This window comes from Streptomyces sp. NPDC023157 (assembly GCF_055560575.1).
The window spans coordinates 198,827-215,191 of record NZ_JBVHIL010000009.1; the positions used below are offsets into that span (position 1 = coordinate 198,827).

The window sequence follows — 16,365 nt, forward strand, 5'->3', positions numbered from 1 at the left end:
GACTATGGCAGACAGGTGGCCTCTCCGCCAAAAGTCCCTACCGGGTCAGATCCGGACAAACATGGACAGTTTACCAATGAATCGTTGGTGACATGGAGCACCGTCCTTATAAACGATGAATAAGTATGGTGTTCATCGGGTGTTTCCTCGCTCTGTCCGCATAATGGACGGCGCATCCCGGGCGACAAACGTCCTGAATTGGCTCAATCACCGTGATTCCGGCAAACCGGCCCTTTAAATGGTGCCGTGACGCCCACCGACCGCCGCGGTGCCCTCCGGGCCGGCGCGGCCACCGCCCTCGCGGGAGCCCTCGCCACCGCCTGCGGAACGGAGCCACGCCCCGCACCGCCCCAGGGACCCGCCCCCGCGCCCGCCGCCCCGTCCCCCCGCCGCTACCCCGGCCGCCCCGACGAGATCGCCAACGGCCCCCGGGACCGGCCCAGGGTCGCCCTCACCTTCCACGGACAGGGCGACCCCGCCACCGCCCGCGCCGTCCTCGGCCACGCCGAACGGGCCGGCGCCCGCGTCACCGTCCTCGCCGTCGGCGACTGGCTCGACCGGCACCCCGAGATGGCCCGCCGCGTCCTCGACGGCGGCCACGACCTCGGCAACCACACCCAGCACCACCTCGACGTCAACACCATGACCGAGGCCCGCGCCTTCGACGAGATCCAGTCCTGCGCCACCCGGCTGCGCCGCCTCACCGGCTCCATCGGCACCTGGTTCCGGCCCTCCCGCACCCAGCACGCCGACGAGACCGTCCGCCGGGCCGCCCTGCGCGCCGGATACCCGCACGTCCTCTCGTACGACGTCGACTCCCTCGACTTCACCTCACCGGGACCCGCCGCCGTCGTCGCCAACGTCACCGGCGGGATCCGCAACGGATCGGTGGTCAGCCTCCACTTCGGCTACGCCGACACGGTCGCCGCACTGCCCCTCCTCCTCGCCGACCTCGACCGCCGCGGCCTGCGCGCGGTGACCACCACGGAGCTGCTGACCTGATGCCGACCCACGCCCCCCGCCCGACCCCGCGCACCAAGGGCCTGCTCGCCGCCGCCCTGCTCCTCGCCCTGGCCGGCTGCGGCAGCCCCCACCCCGCCGAGCACGGCGGCGGCACCAAGAAGGCCGCCGTGCTCCCCGCCGTACCGAAACCGGCCGCCGCCCCCGCCGGGCTGCCCGGCATGCCGCCGCTGCTCAAGCCCGACGACGTCTACGCCGCCGACCGGCCCAACCAGCTCTCCCCGGTCGTCAAGGGCTTCCCCTCCCGGGTGTACGTCCCCAACACCAGCTCCAACACGGTCTCGGTCATCGACCCCGCCACGTACAAGGTCATCGAGACCATCCCGGTCGGCAACCAGCCGCAGCACGTCGTCCCCTCCTGGGACATGAAGACCCTCTGGGTCAACAACAACCGCGGCCACACGCTCACCCCCATCGACCCGGCCACCGGCGTCGCCGGCAAGCCCGTCGAGGTGCACGACCCGTACAACCTCTACTTCACCCCGAACGGCAAGTACGCGATCGTCATGGCCTCGCTCGACCGCGAACTCGTCTTCCGCGACCCGCACACCATGGAACGCCGCAAGACCGTCCCCGTCTCCTGCTACGGCGTCAACCACGCCGACTTCTCCGCCGACGGACGCTACTTCGTCGTCTCCTGCGAGTTCTCCGGCGAACTCCTCAAGGTCGACACCGAGAAGATGCAGGTCATCGGCCAGCAGAAACTGCCCTTCCAGGGCGCCATGCCGCAGGACGTGAAGATCTCCCCGGACGGCAAGACCTTCTACATCGCCGACATGATGGCCCACGGCATGTGGGTCCTCGACGGCGAGAAGTTCACCACCCCGACGCTGCTGCCCACCGGAAAGGGCTGCCACGGCCTCTACGTCTCCCGCGACTCCCAGGAGATGTACGTCTCCAACCGCGGCGAGGGCTCCGTCTCCGTCTTCGACTTCACCCAGAACCGCCTCACCAAGAAATGGTGGCTCCCGCACGGCGGATCACCCGACATGGGCGGGGTCTCCGCCGACGGCAAGGTGCTCTGGCTCTCCGGACGTTACGACTCCGAGGTGTACGCGATCGACACCGGAACCGGGAAACAGCTCGCCCGCATCCCCGTCGGCAGCGGCCCGCACGGCCTGGCCGTCTACCCGCAGCCCGGCCGCTACTCCCTCGGCCACACCGGCATCTTCCGCTGACGCCACGGCCGCGGCGGGGGGCGGGCCGCGCCCGGACCCGGCCCGCCGGGCCCGCGAGCCCGGCGTGATCCGAAAGGGCCGGCCCTAGCCCGCGACGAGCAGCACCTCCGCGCCCACCGGGCGGTAGCCCGCCGCCTGGAAGGTGCGGACGCTGCGCGCGTTGCCGGGGGAGTTCTGGGCCCACACCACGGCGTCCGGGGTCAGCTGCCGGGCCGCCGTCGCGAGCGCCCGGCCCAGACCCCGGTGCCGCACGTCCTCGTCCACCTCGACCGCGACCTCCATCCGGCCCGCCACCCCCCGGCCCAGGATCAGCACGCCGCCGTCCGCCGCCCACACCCGGACCTCGTCGCGGTACTTCAGCGCCCGCGCCACCCGCGGATGCTCCTGGTCCTCGATCTCCCGCAGCTCGATCTCCGGCTCGCCCGGCAGCGCGTCCGCGACCGTCATCAGGTCGACCGTGTTCACGTACCGGCCCGTGCGCGCCATCAGCGCCGAGTGGAACCGCGGGGTCATGCTCGCCACCAGCGGGTCCGTCGAAGCGGCCGCCAGCTCCGCCCGGATCCACGCCGGGTCCTCGTCCAGGAAGACCACCGAGTGCGCGGTGAACGACAGCACTCCCGCGTCCCTCGGGTTCGGCTGCGGAACGATCGTCGTCGACCCGTCCGCGGGCGGGAACTCCCCGCGCGCCGCCGCTGCCAATATGCGTGCCGCTTCGCTGTTCATACCCCCATCATCCGGCGCCGCCGGGCCCGATAATCTGACCCCCTACATCAGGCACCTCGAAGGGGCGGAAGCATGGCGGACATCGATTCGGCGCGCACGGCATTCAACAAGTTCGACGTGGACGGTGACGGCTTCATCACCGCCGCCGAGTACAAGAGCGTCATGGCGCAGCTGGGTGACTTCAACGTCACCGAGTCCGTCGCCGAGGCGCTGATCAACCGTCAGGACACCAACGGCGACCACAAGCTGTCCTGGGACGAGTTCTGGAACAACCTCAACAAGGCCTGAGCCCCACGGGGCGAGGACGGGCGGCACCGTACGACCACGCGTACGTACGTGAGCCGCCCGTCCGACCCCCGGCGGCCGTTTTCGTCACGCTCCGTACACGACGAGCGGATTTGCGTGGCGGGGAGGAAGATGGGGAGTGATCCACCCGTCCCCCCCTCGATCCTCATGTTCACTGCCGTACGACTGGCGCGTCGATTTCTGATGGCGGTGCTTCTGAGCGCAGCGATCAGCGTGGGCCCCTCCGCCCTCACGCCCCTCGCCGCGGCCGCCCCCGACCGGCTGCTCAAGGTCGAGGCACTCTCCCTGAGCCCCGGATCGGGCCCGCCCGGCACCAGCGTCACGGTCACCGGCACCGGCTTCGAGCACTGCGACGCGGCCCACCTCGGCCTGGAGGGCGGCCCCACCACCACGGCGTACGTCCAGCAGGCCACCCACACCCTCCACGGCGTCGTACAGATCCCCCAGGGCACCGCCGTCGGCGCGCACGACATCGTGGCCGACTGCTCCCCGGACGCCGACTACGCCACCAGCAGCTTCACGGTCACCGGCCCGGGCGGCGTGACCCCACCGCCGGGCAACCCCCAGCAGCCGGAACAGACCCCGTCCGTCACGCTCGACCGCTCCGAGGGCGCGCCCGGGACCTCGTTCAACGTCAACGGCTCGGGCTTCGGCAAGTGCTCCGCCGAGGACGTCGAGCTGTACGTGGGCCAGGAGAAGGCGCTCGACTACCGCATCGACGTCGGCGAGCCGGGCACCTTCAGCCAGGAACTGAAGGTCCCCGCGGACGCCAAGCCGGGCACCTACCAGATCCGGGCCGTGTGCGTCGGCTACCCGGACACGTCGGCGAGCGCGCCGTTCACCGTGACGGGCAAGCCGGCGTCGCACCCGGCGCTCACCCTCGACCCGGCCCAGGGCGAGAAGGGGACGCCCGTCCGGGCCGCGGGCACCGGCTTCACCTGCCCGGCCGTCGAGATCGGCTGGGACGACGGCGGTCCGGCGCTGGGCACCGCCTCCGTCGCGGAGGGCGGTGGCTTCAGCACCGGCATCAAGATCCCGGCCGACGCCAAGCCCGGCGCCCACACCGTACGGGCCGCCTGCACGGCCGATCCGGAGCAGTACGCCGACGCCCCGTTCACTGTGAAGGCCGGCGAGTCGGGGACCGACGGCAATCAGAACGGTGGCAATCAGAACGGTGGCAATCAGAACGGTGGGAACCAGAACGGTGGGAACCAGAACGGTGGGAACCAGAACGGTGGGAACCAGAACGGTGGGAACCAGAACGGCGGCAATCAGAGCGGCGGGAACCAGAACGGCGGCAACCAGAGCGGCGGGAACCAGAACGGCGGCAACCAGAGCGGCGGGAACCAGAACGGCGGCAACCAGAGCGGCGGGAACCAGAACGGCGGCAACCAGAACGGCGGGAACCAGAACGGCGGCAACCAGAACGGCGGCGGGACCACCGGCGGCGGCTCCACCACCGGTGGTGACACCGGCGGGTCCGCCACCCCCGTCGGCTGGATCGTCGGGCCCGCCTCCCTCGGTGGGGCGCTCGCGCTCGCCGTGGCCGCCGGGGCGTACTTCGGGCGGCTGCATCGCGGCCCCCGCTGGGTCCGCGGGCATGTGAAGGCGACGCTCCGCCCGGTCCCCGGCAGCGCCGAACTGTCCGAGACGCAGGTGCCCGGTGAGCCGCCCACCCACTCGACGCGGCTGGACCCGCACCCGGACCCCGGCCGGCAGAGGCTCGACGAGGAGGACCGATGACTACCACCGCGCCCATGGCGTCCGCCCCCACGGCGGCCCCCGCGACGCCCGTCCGCTCGTTCCTGCTCGGGCCGGGTCAGGGCCTCGACGGTCCGCTGCGCGCCCACGGCACGGCGGGCCCGCTGCTCGCGCCGGTGCGGGGGCGGACGCCCGCCGCCGACCGGGCCGTCGAGCACGAGCTGGCCGGGGTCGTGGACGACTTCCTCGGCCTCGACGTACTCGATCTCGCGGCCGGCGGCTGGCGCGGGCACAGCGCGCTGCGGGCCGCCGCCCGGCGCACCCGGGAGCTGCCGGGCAGCGAGGAGGTCGTGGCGCTGGCGACGCACCGGATCACCTCGACGCACCGGCCGTACGTCGACATCTACGTGGACGGCGCGAAGCTGGGCACCCTCCAGGTGGACCTCACCCTGGTCTTCTGGGTGTCCGGATTCGTCTGCGTGGTCCGGGACGCGTGTCTGACCGGGGTGAACGCGGGGACCTGCTCGGTGGACGCGAGCCTCGCGGTGCAGGGGGCCGTCCTGGCCGAGCGCAAGGGCGGCCCGCTGGACCTGCCGGGCGCCTTCGCGCTGCGCGGCCCGGTGCCGCTGCTGGCGGAGGAGCCGGCCCCGGACCCGTACCGGGCCCCGACGGTCCCCGGGGTCAGCGGCCGGTGATCAGCACTCGATGATGTTCACCGCGAGACCGCCGCGCGCGGTCTCCTTGTACTTCACGCTCATGTCCGCGCCGGTCTCCTTCATGGTCTTGATGACCTTGTCGAGGGAGACCATGTGGCTGCCGTCGCCGCGCATCGACATCTTCGCCGCCGTGACGGCCTTGACCGCCGCCATGCCGTTGCGCTCGATGCACGGGATCTGGACGAGGCCGCCGACCGGGTCGCAGGTGAGGCCGAGGTTGTGCTCCATGCCGATCTCGGCCGCGTTCTCCACCTGCTCGGGGGAGCCGCCGAGGACCTCGGCGAGGGCGCCGGCCGCCATCGAGCAGGCCGAGCCGACCTCGCCCTGGCAGCCGACCTCGGCGCCGGAGATGGAGGCGTTCTCCTTGAAGAGCATGCCGATCGCACCGGCGGCGAGGAGGAAGCGGACCACGCCGTCCTCCTTCTCCTCCGGGGTGCAGGAGGCGGTGCCGAAGTTCATGTAGTAGTGCAGGACGGCGGGGATGATGCCGGCCGCGCCGTTGGTCGGGGCGGTGACCACCCGGCCGCCCGCGGCGTTCTCCTCGTTCACGGCCATCGCGTAGAGGGTGATCCACTCCATCGCGTGCGCGGCCGGGTCGCCCTCGGAGCGCAGCTTGCGGGCCGAGGTGGCGGCGCGGCGGCGGACCTTCAGGCCGCCGGGGAGGATGCCCTCGCGGGACATGCCGCGCGAGACGCAGGCCTGCATGACCCGCCAGATCTCCAGGAGGCCGGCGCGGATCTCGTCCTCGGTGCGCCAGGCCTTCTCGTTCTCCAGCATCAGCGAGGAGATCGACAGGCCGGTGTCCTTGGCCAGGCGGAGCAGCTCGTCGCCGGTGCGGAAGGGGTACTTCAGGACGGTGTCGTCGGGGACGATCGGGTTCTCGCCGGCGACGGCGTCCTCGTCGACGACGAAGCCGCCGCCGACCGAGTAGTACGTCTTCTCCAGGACGAGGGCGCCCTCGGCGTCATACGCGAAGACCGTCATGCCGTTGGCGTGGTACGGCAGCGCCTTGCGGCGGTGCAGGATCAGGTCGTCGTCGAAGGAGAACGGGATCTCGTGCATGCCGAGCAGGTTGAGCCTGCCGCTCGCCTTGATCCGCTCGAACTCCTCGTCGGCGTGCTCGACGTCGACGGTGCGCGGGGAGTTGCCCTCCAGGCCGAGCAGGACGGCCTTCGGGGTGCCGTGGCCGTGGCCGGTGGCGCCCAGCGAGCCGTACAGCTCCGCTCGTATCGCCGCCGTGTGGGCGAGCAGCCCCTCGTTCTTCAGCCGGCGGGCGAACATCCGGGCCGCGCGCATGGGGCCCACCGTGTGGGAGCTCGACGGACCGATGCCGATCGAGAACAGGTCGAAGACCGAGATGGCCACGGGGGGACTCCTTGTGGGGGCTGGACGCCGTTGTCTGCCGGGGTGGTGCAGAAACGCGGTGCGGTGGAGCAAGGGCCGGGGCACCCCGCTCACTGTCCAGTGTGCGGGGTGCCCCGGAGGTTTCGTACGAACGGGCTCGAACGAACCCGGTAATAAAAGGGTACGAAACTACTTCAGGCCGGGGTACAGCGGGTGCTTGTCGGCGAGCGCCGTCACCCGGGCCTTCAGCGCCTCGGCGTCGAAGCCGGGCTTCAGCGTCTCGGCGATGATGTCGGCGACCTCGGCGAAGTCCTCGGCCTGGAAGCCGCGGGTGGCGAGGGCCGGGGTGCCGATGCGCAGGCCGGAGGTGACCATCGGCGGGCGCGGGTCGTTCGGAACGGCGTTCCGGTTGACCGTGATGCCGACCTCGTGGAGACGGTCCTCGGCCTGCTGGCCGTCGAGCTCCGAGTCGCGCAGGTCGACGAGGAGCAGGTGCACGTCGGTGCCGCCGGACAGGACGGAGACACCGTGCGCGGTGACGTCGTCCTGGACCAGACGCTCGGCGATGATGCGGGCGCCGTCCAGGGTGCGCTGCTGGCGCTCCTTGAACTCCTCCGAGGCCGCGATCTTGAAGGAGACGGCCTTGGCCGCGATCACGTGCTCCAGCGGGCCGCCCTGGAAGCCGGGGAAGACCGAGGAGTTCAGCTTCTTGGCGAACTCCTTCTTCGCCAGGATGATGCCGCCGCGCGGGCCGCCGAGCGTCTTGTGCGTGGTCGAGGTGACCACGTCCGCGTACTCGACCGGGTTCGGGTGCAGACCCGCGGCGACCAGACCGGCGAAGTGGGCCATGTCGACCCACAGGTACGCCTCGACCTCGTCGGCGATCCGGCGGAACTCGGCGAAGTCCAGCTGGCGCGGGTAGGCGGACCAGCCCGCGATGATCACCTTGGGGCGGTGCTCCTTGGCGAGGCGCTCGACCTCGGCCATGTCGACCAGCCCGGCCTCGTCGACGTGGTACGCGACCACGTTGAACTGCTTGCCGGAGAAGTTCAGGCGCATGCCGTGGGTCAGGTGACCGCCGTGCGCCAGGTCCAGCCCGAGGATCGTGTCGCCCGGCTGGGCGATCGCGAAGAGGGCGGCCTGGTTGGCGGAGGCACCGGAGTGGGGCTGCACGTTGGCGTACTCGGCGCCGAACAGGTCCTTGATCCGGTCGATGGCGATCTGCTCGGCCACGTCGACGTGCTCGCAGCCGCCGTAGTAGCGGCGGCCCGGGTAGCCCTCGGCGTACTTGTTGGTGAGGACCGAGCCCTGGGCCTCCATGACCGCGACCGGAGCGAAGTTCTCCGAGGCGATCATCTCGAGGGTGGACTGCTGGCGGCGGAGCTCGGCGTCGACGGCGGCGGCGACGTCCGGGTCCAGCTCGTGGAGAGGGGTGTTCAGAAGCGACATGAATCGATCCCTTGGGGGTCTCGGTTTAGCCGGCGGTGAAGGCGGTGTACTCGTCGGCGGAGAGCAGGTCGTCCGGCTCGCCCGCGAGGCGCACCTTGAACAGCCAGCCGCCCTCGAACGGAGCGGTGTTCACGAGCGCCGGGTCGTCGACGACGTCCTGGTTGGCCGCGACGACCTCACCGGTCACCGGGGCGTACAGGTCGCTGACGGACTTCGTGGACTCGAGCTCGCCGCAGGTCTCGCCCGCGGTCACCGTGTCGCCGACCTCGGGGAGCTGCACGTACACGATGTCACCGAGCGCGTTGGCGGCGTGCTCCGTGATGCCGATCGTGGCGATGCCGTCCTCGACGGCCGAGAGCCACTCGTGCTCCTTGCTGTAGCGCAGCTGCTGGGGGTTGCTCATGACCTGATTCTCCTGGATCGGGGGAGTACTGATGAACGTGGGTCTTGCGTGATGAGACACGAAGTGAGACGGACGGGTGAGGGAAACGTCACTCCTCGCGCCCCCGCGCATCACTTGCGTCCCTTATGTCACTTCTGGCGCTTGTAGAACGGCAGCGCCACGACCTCGTACGGCTCGTGCGCACCACGGATGTCGACGCCGACGCCCTCGGTGCCGGGCGCGGCGAACTCCGCGTCGACGTAGGCGATGGCGATCGGCTTGCCCAGGGTCGGCGACGGGGCGCCGGAGGTGACCTCACCGACGACCTGGCCGTTCGCGACGACGGCGAAGCCGGCGCGCGGGACCCGGCGGCCCTCGGCGATCAGGCCGACCAGCTTGCGCGGCGGGGCGGACTCGGCGCGCTCGGCGGCCTTCTCCAGCGCCTCGCGGCCGACGAAGCGGCCCTCGTTGGTGGTCTTCTCGAACTTGACGACCCGGCCGAGGCCCGCGTCGAAGGGGGTCAGCGCGGTGGTCAGCTCGTGGCCGTACAGCGGCATGCCCGCCTCCAGGCGGAGCGTGTCGCGGCAGGACAGGCCGCAGGGGATCAGGCCGACGCCCGCGCCCGCCTCGGTCAGCGCCCGCCACACGCCCTCGGCGTGCTCGGGCTTCAGGAACAGCTCGAAGCCGTCCTCGCCGGTGTAGCCGGTACGGGCGATCAGCGCGGGCACGCCGGCGACGGTGCCGGGCAGGCCGGCGTAGTACTTCAGACCGTCCAGGTCGGCGTCGGTCAGGGACTTCAGGATGCCGGGCGACTCCGGGCCCTGGACGGCGAGCAGCGCGTAGGCGTCGCGGTCGTCGCGGACCTCGGCGTCGAAGCCCGCCGAGCGCGCCACGAGGGCGTCCAGCACGATCTGGGCGTTGGAGGCGTTGGCGACGACCATGTATTCAGGAAAACCGGCCTCGGTCTCGCCCAGGCGGTAGACGATCAGGTCGTCGAGGATGCCGCCGTCCTCCTGGCAGATCATCGTGTAGCGGGCGCGGCCGCTGCCCACCGTGGAGATGTTGCCGACGAGGGCGTAGTCCAGAAGGTCCACGGCCTGCGGGCCCGTGACGGTGATCTCGCCCATGTGGGAGAGGTCGAAGAGACCCGCCTTGGTGCGGACGGCGTTGTGCTCGTCGCGCTCGCTGGCGTAGCGCAGCGGCATGTCCCAGCCGGCGAAGTCGGTCATGGTCGCGCCCAGCGAACGATGCAGCGCATCGAGGGCGGTCAGGCGGGGGGCAGTGCTCATCGGGTGGCTCCCGGGTCCCAGGGCGTGCGGGGCACGACATGCATGACGGAGGACGGTCCTCCCCATCTGTCATGGAACCTGAGAGGTTCACCGAGGGCATCCTCGGCTTGCACCTTGGGTGGGACCGCGACAGGCGCGGCCCGCTTTTCAGATCTGCCTCATCCACGCGGTACGGGGCCTGAGAGATTCAAGGGAGGAACTTGCTCCTTCGGCGCCCGGGCGCACCCAGTGACTGCGGTGCGTGACCGGAACTCTCCCGCGCGGATTCGAGCGGCCGGTATGTGGTTGTGGACGCTCGTGCGAGCGCCTGCGCGCACATCATTGCACGGCGGTTCGGCCCGGCAAATCGCTTGCGTCTCATTACCCTTTCTTTACACTTCGGGGGCAAGGGTCTCCGCAGGGCCTACGAGGGGGAGCGACGCGATGCAGATGCCGCCGAGGATGCCGATGCGGCCGGTCCAGCGCGCCGGCGCGTACGCGACGAGCGCCGGCATACCGGTCCAGCGCGCCGGCGCCCGGGCCCGCGCCCGGACCCGCAGGGGCCGGCTGCTGCGCGACCTGCGCGACCGCGGCGGCCGCGGCCCCCGCGCCCTGGCCTACGCGAGGGGTGACGTCGTGGTCGTCTCCGGACTCCCCGGCAGCGGCAAGTCGACCCTCATGGGACGTACGGCCGAGGGCCGCGCCATCGACTCGCAGCACACCCGCGAGCGCTGGGAGGCCCGGCTGCCCCGCTTCCTGCCGTACGCCGTCTACCGCCCGCTCGCCCGCCTCGCGCACTACGCGGGGCTCCGCCGCGTCCTGCGCTCCGGGGCCAGCGTCGTCGTCCACGACTGCGGCACCCAGTCCTGGGTGCGCGGCTGGCTCGCCCGTGAGGCCCGGCGCCGCGGCACCGCCCTGCACCTGATCCTGCTCGACGTCGGGCCCGAGACCGCCCGCGAAGGGCAGCTGGCCCGCGGCCGCGGCGTCTCGGGCTACGCCTTCGCCCGGCACCGCCGCGCCGTCGGCCGGCTCGTGCGCACCGCCGAGGCGGGCCGGCTGCCGCCCGGCTGCGCCTCGGTCACCCTGCTCGACCGGGACGCGGCCGACGCCCTGCGGAAGATCGGCTTCCGCGACGTGTCCTGAAGCACTCCACGGCCTTTCCGCCCCTTTTTCGGTCACGGCGGCGCCGACGCGCCGTTAGGGTGCTGAACCGCACCAAGTGCCGAGAGGGAGAAGAGACGAGACCGTGGACGTCACGTGGCCGGGCAATGAGCTCGAAGAAGTACTGGCCGCCTCGCTCGGCAACCCCGCGGCCGGCGGCCGACTGGTCGAGGTGCTCGGGCGCAGCCCCGTATGGGTCCCGCTGCCCAACGGCGGCAACACCGACAGCAGCGACCTCGACCTGCCCACCCTCGAGATAGACGGCTACGCCTACGTGCCCGTCTTCAGCTCCGAGCAGCAGTTCCTCGCCTGCGTCGGCGCCCACATGTCCTTCACCGTCGCCCCCGCCCGCGACTTCGCCCGCGGCCTGCCCCCGCAGCTCGGCATCGCCGTGAACCCCGGCGGCACCGTCGGCGTCCCGCTCCCGCCGCCCGCCGTCGCCGAACTCTGCCGGGCCGGCCGCACCCCCCTCGACGGCCCCGCCAGCGGCGGCCGCGTCCGCCTCTTCGAGCCCGACTGGCAGGACGACCCCGTCGACTTCCTCGCCGCCGCCTCCGCCGAGTTCGAGGCCACCGGCACCGTCGCCACCGCCCGCCGCGCCCTCGCCAGCGTCGAAGGCACCGAACCCGCCCTCTTCATCGGCGTCCAGCTGCTCACCCCCGACGCCGACCGCAACGGGCCGCTCGACGCCCTCGGCCGCGCCCTCGGCCGGGTCGAGGCCGCCTGGCCGGTCAACCTGATCCTGCTCGACGTGGCACAGGACCCGGTCGGCGACTGGATGCTGGCGAAGGTGCGCCCCTTCTACCAGCGCGCCGCCGTGTGACCGCCCCCCTGTTTAAGCTGAACTGATTCAAGCCGATCCACACCGCGATACGGACGACGAGGGGCGGGACCCAAAGGTGAGCGCGTCAGGCACCGCTGCGACCGGAATGGTCGAGCACACGCTGCGCCAGGTGGCACCCGGGCGCCCCGACGCCTACGAGCAGCTGCTGCACGCCCTCGCCACCGCCGACGTCTGGATGCTGCTCTGGCAGGGCTCGCCCGGCTCGCCCGACGCCCAGTACGGGAACATGGAGGTCGACGGCTTCGGCTACGCGCCCTGCGTCACCTCCGCCCAGGAGCTCGCCGCCTCCGGCTGGAACCGCGCCCACGAGCTCGCCTCCGGCCTGGAGATCGCCCGCGCCCTCTACCCCGACCGCTGGGGGATCTGGCTGAATCCGCACGCCCCCGGCGGCGGCGTCGGCATCCCCTGGGCCGATCTGCGCCGCATCGCCACCGGTCTGGACCGGATGCCCGCCGGACCCCTGCGCCTGACCGAACCCGCCGTGGAGATCCCGCAGTTCTACGCCCTGCTCACGCAGAACGCGCACCGCACCCCCGCCGTGCGCTCGCTGCGCCGCGCCTGGGTGCAGCCCGCGCTGGGCTCCCCGTACCTCGCCATCGGACTGGACCTGTACGACTCCTCGCCGGGCTCCGTCGAGGCGGTGCGGACGATGATGCGCCAGACCGTCGCGGCCGTCCCCGAGGGGCTGCCCGTCTCCACGGTCGCCATGTCCGACGCGTACGACCCGGTCGCGATGTGGCTGCACGCCCACGCCCGGCCCTTCTACGACCGGGACGCGCACGCCGCCCCCGCGGGCCCGCCCGCCCCCGGCTACGGCTACCCGCCGGCCGCGCCCCGCCCGTACTGACACGACCCGGACGGGTACGTCCGTTCCGTCGCTTCCGTCACCCCAATTCACTCCTGCACGGCAGGAGTTGAGCAGGATGTCCGGTCTGGTCGAATAGCGGCCGACTTGGTCCGCTCACACGATCACGACGTCCGGATAACGGAAGACCACGCACCGCATCACGTTTACGCAAACATTCCCCTTGGGGTCTGGCGGGTGATCGCGGACACATTGAAGACTCCCCGGAACACCAGGCGTTCGGCTCCCCCCGAGCCGGTGCCCAGCAGTTGTTCCACCGAGCCGCTACCCGCGGCGGGCAAGGGCCGGCGACCCGGCGGCCGAGAGGGGTCCTCACCACGATGACGGCACCACTGCACGAGACGAACGCGGCCGAGCAGGCCGCGGCCGTCGACGTCGTGCCCGACGCGCCGGCCCAGGCGATCGAGGGACGTTCCCCCTGGAAGATCGCCTGGACCCGGCTGAAGCGTGACAAACTCGCCCTCGCGGGCGCCTTCGTGGTCGTCTTCCTGATCCTGGTCGCGATCTTCGCCCCGGTCATCGTCGGCCTCCTCGGCCACCCGCCGGACCAGTTCCACGAGGACCAGATCGACCCGCTCTTCGGCACCCCGATCGGTTCCTGGGGCGGCGTGAGCTCCGACTTCCTCTTCGGTGTCGAGCCGGTCAACGGCCGCGACGTCTTCAGCCGCATCGTCTACGGCGCCCGGATCTCGCTGCTCGTGGCCTTCGCCGCGGCGCTCTTCGCGGTCCTGCTCGGCACCGTCCTCGGTGTCGTCGCCGGCTACTTCGGCGGCTGGATCGACGCGGCCCTCAGCCGGGTCATGGACGTCATGCTCGCCTTCCCGCAGCTGCTGTTCACCATCGCCCTGGTCTCGGTGCTGCCGAACCAGCTCCTCGGCCTCGACGGTTCGGGCGTCCGCATCGTCGCCCTGGTCGTCGTGATCGGCTTCTTCGGCTGGCCCTACGTGGGCCGCATCGTCCGAGGCCAGACGCTCAGCCTGCGCAACCGCGAGTACGTCGAGGCGGCCCAGAGCCTGGGCGCCGGCCGGCTGTACATCCTGCGCCGGGAGCTGCTGCCCAACCTGATCGCCCCGATCATGGTCTACACCACCCTCATGATCCCCACCAACATCCTCACCGAAGCGGCGCTCAGCTTCCTCGGTGCGGGTGTGAAGCCTCCCACCGCTTCCTGGGGGCAGATGCTGTCGACGGCCATCACCACCTACGAGGCCGACCCGCTCTTCATGGTGATCCCCGGCCTCGCGATCTTCATCACCGTGCTGGCGTTCAACCTCTTCGGCGACGGCGTGCGTGACGCGCTCGACCCGAAGAGCTCCCGCTGACCGTACGCCGTTCACCGCAAGACCAGCCCCTGCCGCTGTCGACAGGAGGCACATCCCCCAACGGCGGACCACCGTGACAACGGCCGCCATTACTTCGGAGGTTGCTCGACCATGACTCTGAACAGCTCCCAGAGGCGCAGAATCGCCGCAGGCGCGCTGCTCGCCGCGGCCACGATGGTCGCGACCACCGCGTGTGGCGGCGGCAAGGGCGGCGACAGCGGCGCCAAGGGCGGCAAGGCGGGTGCGCCCGGCTTCAACGCCGCGGTGAACCAGGTCGCCAGCCCCTCCGACAAGAAGGGCGGCGAGCTGAAGTTCATCGGCTCGCAGGAGGCCGACTCGTGGGACCCGCAGCGCGGTTACTACGGCTTCGTGTGGGACTTCCAGCGCTACTACACGCGCCAGCTGGTCTCGTTCAAGTCCGAGCCGGGCGCCGCCTCCACCGAGCTGGTCCCGGACCTCGCCACCGACGCGGGCAAGGTCTCGGCCGACGGCCTCACCTACACGTTCACGCTGAAGGACGGCGTGAAGTGGGAGGACGGCAAGCCGATCACCTCGAAGGACGTCAAGTACGGCATCGAGCGCGTCTGGGCCCAGGACGTCATCTCCGGCGGCCCGATCTACCTCCAGCAGGTCCTCGACCCCAAGAAGACCTACGCGGGCCCGTACAAGGACACCGCCGCGGACAAGCTGGGCCTCAAGGCGATCGAGACCCCGGACGACAAGACCATCGTCTTCAAGCTGCCGGTCGCCAACGGTGACTTCCTGCAGATGCTGGCGATGCCCGCCGCCTCCCCGGTCCGCCAGGACAAGGACACCAAGGCCAAGTACGGCCTGAACGTCTTCTCCTCCGGCCCGTACAAGTGGCAGTCGTACACGCCGAACAAGTCCATGAAGCTCGTGCGCAACGAGAACTGGGACGCCAAGTCGGACACCATCCGCAAGGCCCTCCCGGACACCATCAGCGTCACGTTCACCACGAACGCCGACGACATGGACAACCGCCTGATCGAGGGCGAGTACGACCTCGACATCAACGCGACCGGTGTCGGCGCCGCCGCCCGCGCCAAGGTGCTCCAGCAGAACAAGGCGAACGCGGACAACCCGCAGACCGGCTTCATCCGGTACGCGGTCTTCCCGCAGACGGTCATCAGCAACGTCGAGTGCCGCAAGGCCATCATCTACGCGGCCGACTCGAAGTCCCTCCAGACCGCCCGTGGCGGCCCGCAGGCCGGTGGCGACATCGCCGCCAACATGCTGCCGCCGGCGATCAAGGGTGCCGACCCGAAGTACGACCCGTACGGCAAGCTGGGCGGTGCCCCGGACCTCGCCAAGGCGAAGGACGCGCTGAAGAAGTGCGGTAAGCCGAACGGCTTCAAGACCACGATCGCGGTCCGCAACAACAAGAAGATCGAGATCGCGACCGCCGAGTCCCTCCAGCAGTCGCTGAAGGCCGTCGGCATCGACGCCCAGATCGACCAGTTCGACGGCGCCCAGACCTCCGGCATCATCGGTTCGCCGAAGGTCGTCAAGGAGAAGGGCTACGGCATCATCATCATGGGCTGGGGCGCCGACTTCCCGACCGGCCAGGGCTTCCTGCAGCCGCTCGTCGACGGCCGCTTCATCCTGCAGTCCGGCAACAACAACTTCTCCGAGCTGAACGACCCGGCCGTCAACGGCCTGTTCGACCAGGCGCTGAAGGAGACCGACCCGACCAAGGCCGGCGAGCTCTACAAGCAGATCAACACCAAGGTCTCCGAGGCCGCGGTCTACCTGCCCTTCACCCACGAGAAGAACATCATCTGGCGCGGTTCGCGCCTGACCAACGTCTACACGGCCGACGCCTACAACGGCCGCTACGACTACGCGTCGCTCGGCGTCGTCAAGTAAGTCGCCTCCAGCCGAGTCTGAAACCAACTCGCTCCAACGGCGCACCCGCCGCTAGGTCCGAAGGGCAGGTGAGGGCCGTGCGCGGCGGCCGGGGGACCCCCTAGGGTTACCCGGCCGCCGCCCGGCCCACCCCATGCGTTGAAACATAAAAAGACCGCGCTTGCCCCTCGTCAAGTATGATCTCGGCGTCAAGCATGTG

Annotated in this window: 15 protein-coding genes and 1 riboswitch; of the genes, 10 read left to right on the plus strand and 5 right to left on the minus strand. The window is 70.9% G+C overall.

Annotated elements, in window-relative coordinates; genetic code table 11:
- Positions 1-246: 246 nt before the first annotated feature.
- Both ACZ3ZE_RS29555 and ACZ3ZE_RS29560 read left to right on the plus strand, forming a co-directional pair.
- Positions 247-1,002, plus strand: a complete 756-nt coding sequence (locus ACZ3ZE_RS29555; protein ID WP_361175304.1) for a polysaccharide deacetylase family protein — start codon at positions 247-249, stop codon at positions 1,000-1,002.
- A complete protein-coding gene (locus ACZ3ZE_RS29560; RefSeq protein ID WP_361175301.1) occupies positions 1,002-2,198 on the plus strand; it encodes a YncE family protein in 1,197 nt (398 codons plus the stop codon). The genes ACZ3ZE_RS29555 and ACZ3ZE_RS29560 overlap by 1 nt, the downstream gene beginning before the upstream one ends.
- Positions 2,199-2,282: 84 nt before the next feature.
- Here ACZ3ZE_RS29560 and ACZ3ZE_RS29565 read toward each other — a convergent pair whose 3' ends face one another.
- The gene (locus tag ACZ3ZE_RS29565; RefSeq protein WP_361175298.1) at positions 2,283-2,921 is read right to left on the minus strand and encodes a GNAT family N-acetyltransferase; all 639 of its coding nucleotides are present in this window, start codon (positions 2,919-2,921) and stop codon (positions 2,283-2,285) included.
- A gap of 72 nt (positions 2,922-2,993) precedes the next feature.
- Here ACZ3ZE_RS29565 and ACZ3ZE_RS29570 point away from each other — a divergent pair, with 72 nt between their 5' ends.
- The 3 genes from ACZ3ZE_RS29570 to ACZ3ZE_RS29580 all read left to right on the plus strand — a co-directional run bounded on the left by ACZ3ZE_RS29570 (position 2,994) and on the right by ACZ3ZE_RS29580 (position 5,623).
- A complete protein-coding gene (locus ACZ3ZE_RS29570) occupies positions 2,994-3,209 on the plus strand; it encodes an EF-hand domain-containing protein (protein ID WP_329424410.1) in 216 nt (71 codons plus the stop codon).
- A gap of 201 nt (positions 3,210-3,410) precedes the next feature.
- Entirely contained in the window at positions 3,411-4,970 is a 1,560-nt protein-coding gene (locus ACZ3ZE_RS29575) for a hypothetical protein (RefSeq protein WP_467261432.1), read from the plus strand.
- Positions 4,967-5,623, plus strand: coding sequence for a hypothetical protein (locus ACZ3ZE_RS29580; protein WP_467261434.1), 657 nt, complete (start codon positions 4,967-4,969; stop codon positions 5,621-5,623). Before ACZ3ZE_RS29575 ends, ACZ3ZE_RS29580 begins: the two co-directional genes overlap by 4 nt.
- Here the strand turns inward: ACZ3ZE_RS29580 and ACZ3ZE_RS29585 are convergent, their stop codons facing one another.
- The 4 genes from ACZ3ZE_RS29585 to gcvT all read right to left on the minus strand — a co-directional run bounded on the left by ACZ3ZE_RS29585 (position 5,624) and on the right by gcvT (position 10,108).
- Positions 5,624-7,009, minus strand: a complete 1,386-nt coding sequence (locus tag ACZ3ZE_RS29585) for an L-serine ammonia-lyase (protein ID WP_361623808.1) — start codon at positions 7,007-7,009, stop codon at positions 5,624-5,626. It abuts the gene before it with no gap.
- A gap of 168 nt (positions 7,010-7,177) precedes the next feature.
- On the minus strand, positions 7,178-8,437 hold the full coding sequence (locus tag ACZ3ZE_RS29590; RefSeq protein WP_363292752.1) for a serine hydroxymethyltransferase: 1,260 nt from the start codon (positions 8,435-8,437) through the stop codon (positions 7,178-7,180).
- A 25-nt stretch (positions 8,438-8,462) separates the two neighbouring features.
- A complete protein-coding gene (gene gcvH / locus ACZ3ZE_RS29595; protein WP_361175283.1) occupies positions 8,463-8,840 on the minus strand; it encodes a glycine cleavage system protein GcvH in 378 nt (125 codons plus the stop codon).
- A gap of 128 nt (positions 8,841-8,968) precedes the next feature.
- Positions 8,969-10,108 carry a glycine cleavage system aminomethyltransferase GcvT gene (gene gcvT / locus ACZ3ZE_RS29600; RefSeq protein WP_361175280.1) on the minus strand — a complete coding sequence of 380 codons (1,140 nt, stop codon included), beginning with the start codon at positions 10,106-10,108 and terminating at the stop codon, positions 8,969-8,971.
- Between the two features lie 157 nt (positions 10,109-10,265).
- Positions 10,266-10,377, minus strand: a riboswitch (glycine riboswitch).
- A gap of 154 nt (positions 10,378-10,531) precedes the next feature.
- On the opposite strand from gcvT, the gene ACZ3ZE_RS29605 reads away from it, so the two are divergent.
- From ACZ3ZE_RS29605 to ACZ3ZE_RS29625, 5 genes are all read left to right on the plus strand, one after another.
- Complete coding sequence (locus ACZ3ZE_RS29605; protein WP_361175277.1) at positions 10,532-11,230, plus strand: AAA family ATPase; 699 nt, start codon at positions 10,532-10,534, stop codon at positions 11,228-11,230.
- A gap of 103 nt (positions 11,231-11,333) precedes the next feature.
- Positions 11,334-12,071 carry an enhanced serine sensitivity protein SseB gene (locus ACZ3ZE_RS29610; RefSeq protein WP_361175274.1) on the plus strand — a complete coding sequence of 246 codons (738 nt, stop codon included), beginning with the start codon at positions 11,334-11,336 and terminating at the stop codon, positions 12,069-12,071.
- Between the two features lie 76 nt (positions 12,072-12,147).
- Entirely contained in the window at positions 12,148-12,939 is a 792-nt protein-coding gene (locus ACZ3ZE_RS29615; RefSeq protein ID WP_467261436.1) for an enhanced serine sensitivity protein SseB C-terminal domain-containing protein, read from the plus strand.
- Positions 12,940-13,277: 338 nt separating this feature from the next.
- Positions 13,278-14,279 carry an ABC transporter permease gene (locus ACZ3ZE_RS29620; protein WP_361623796.1) on the plus strand — a complete coding sequence of 334 codons (1,002 nt, stop codon included), beginning with the start codon at positions 13,278-13,280 and terminating at the stop codon, positions 14,277-14,279.
- Between the two features lie 111 nt (positions 14,280-14,390).
- A complete protein-coding gene (locus ACZ3ZE_RS29625; RefSeq protein WP_361175266.1) occupies positions 14,391-16,166 on the plus strand; it encodes an ABC transporter substrate-binding protein in 1,776 nt (591 codons plus the stop codon).
- Positions 16,167-16,365 lie beyond the last annotated feature (199 nt).

What these genes read in the sequence shown, in the direction of transcription:
- ACZ3ZE_RS29560 (WP_361175301.1), top strand. Translation starts at nt 1,002, where the DNA reads ATGCCGACCCACGCCCCCCGCCCGACCCCGCGCACCAAGGGCCTGCTC.
- ACZ3ZE_RS29565 (WP_361175298.1), bottom strand. Translation starts at nt 2,921, where the DNA reads ATGAACAGCGAAGCGGCACGCATATTGGCAGCGGCGGCGCGCGGGGAG.
- ACZ3ZE_RS29570 (WP_329424410.1), top strand. Translation starts at nt 2,994, where the DNA reads ATGGCGGACATCGATTCGGCGCGCACGGCATTCAACAAGTTCGACGTG.
- ACZ3ZE_RS29575 (WP_467261432.1), top strand. Translation starts at nt 3,411, where the DNA reads ATGGCGGTGCTTCTGAGCGCAGCGATCAGCGTGGGCCCCTCCGCCCTC.
- ACZ3ZE_RS29580 (WP_467261434.1), top strand. Translation starts at nt 4,967, where the DNA reads ATGACTACCACCGCGCCCATGGCGTCCGCCCCCACGGCGGCCCCCGCG.
- ACZ3ZE_RS29590 (WP_363292752.1), bottom strand. Translation starts at nt 8,437, where the DNA reads ATGTCGCTTCTGAACACCCCTCTCCACGAGCTGGACCCGGACGTCGCC.
- gcvH (WP_361175283.1), bottom strand. Translation starts at nt 8,840, where the DNA reads ATGAGCAACCCCCAGCAGCTGCGCTACAGCAAGGAGCACGAGTGGCTC.
- gcvT (WP_361175280.1), bottom strand. Translation starts at nt 10,108, where the DNA reads ATGAGCACTGCCCCCCGCCTGACCGCCCTCGATGCGCTGCATCGTTCG.
- ACZ3ZE_RS29605 (WP_361175277.1), top strand. Translation starts at nt 10,532, where the DNA reads ATGCAGATGCCGCCGAGGATGCCGATGCGGCCGGTCCAGCGCGCCGGC.
- ACZ3ZE_RS29620 (WP_361623796.1), top strand. Translation starts at nt 13,278, where the DNA reads ATGACGGCACCACTGCACGAGACGAACGCGGCCGAGCAGGCCGCGGCC.
- ACZ3ZE_RS29625 (WP_361175266.1), top strand. Translation starts at nt 14,391, where the DNA reads ATGACTCTGAACAGCTCCCAGAGGCGCAGAATCGCCGCAGGCGCGCTG.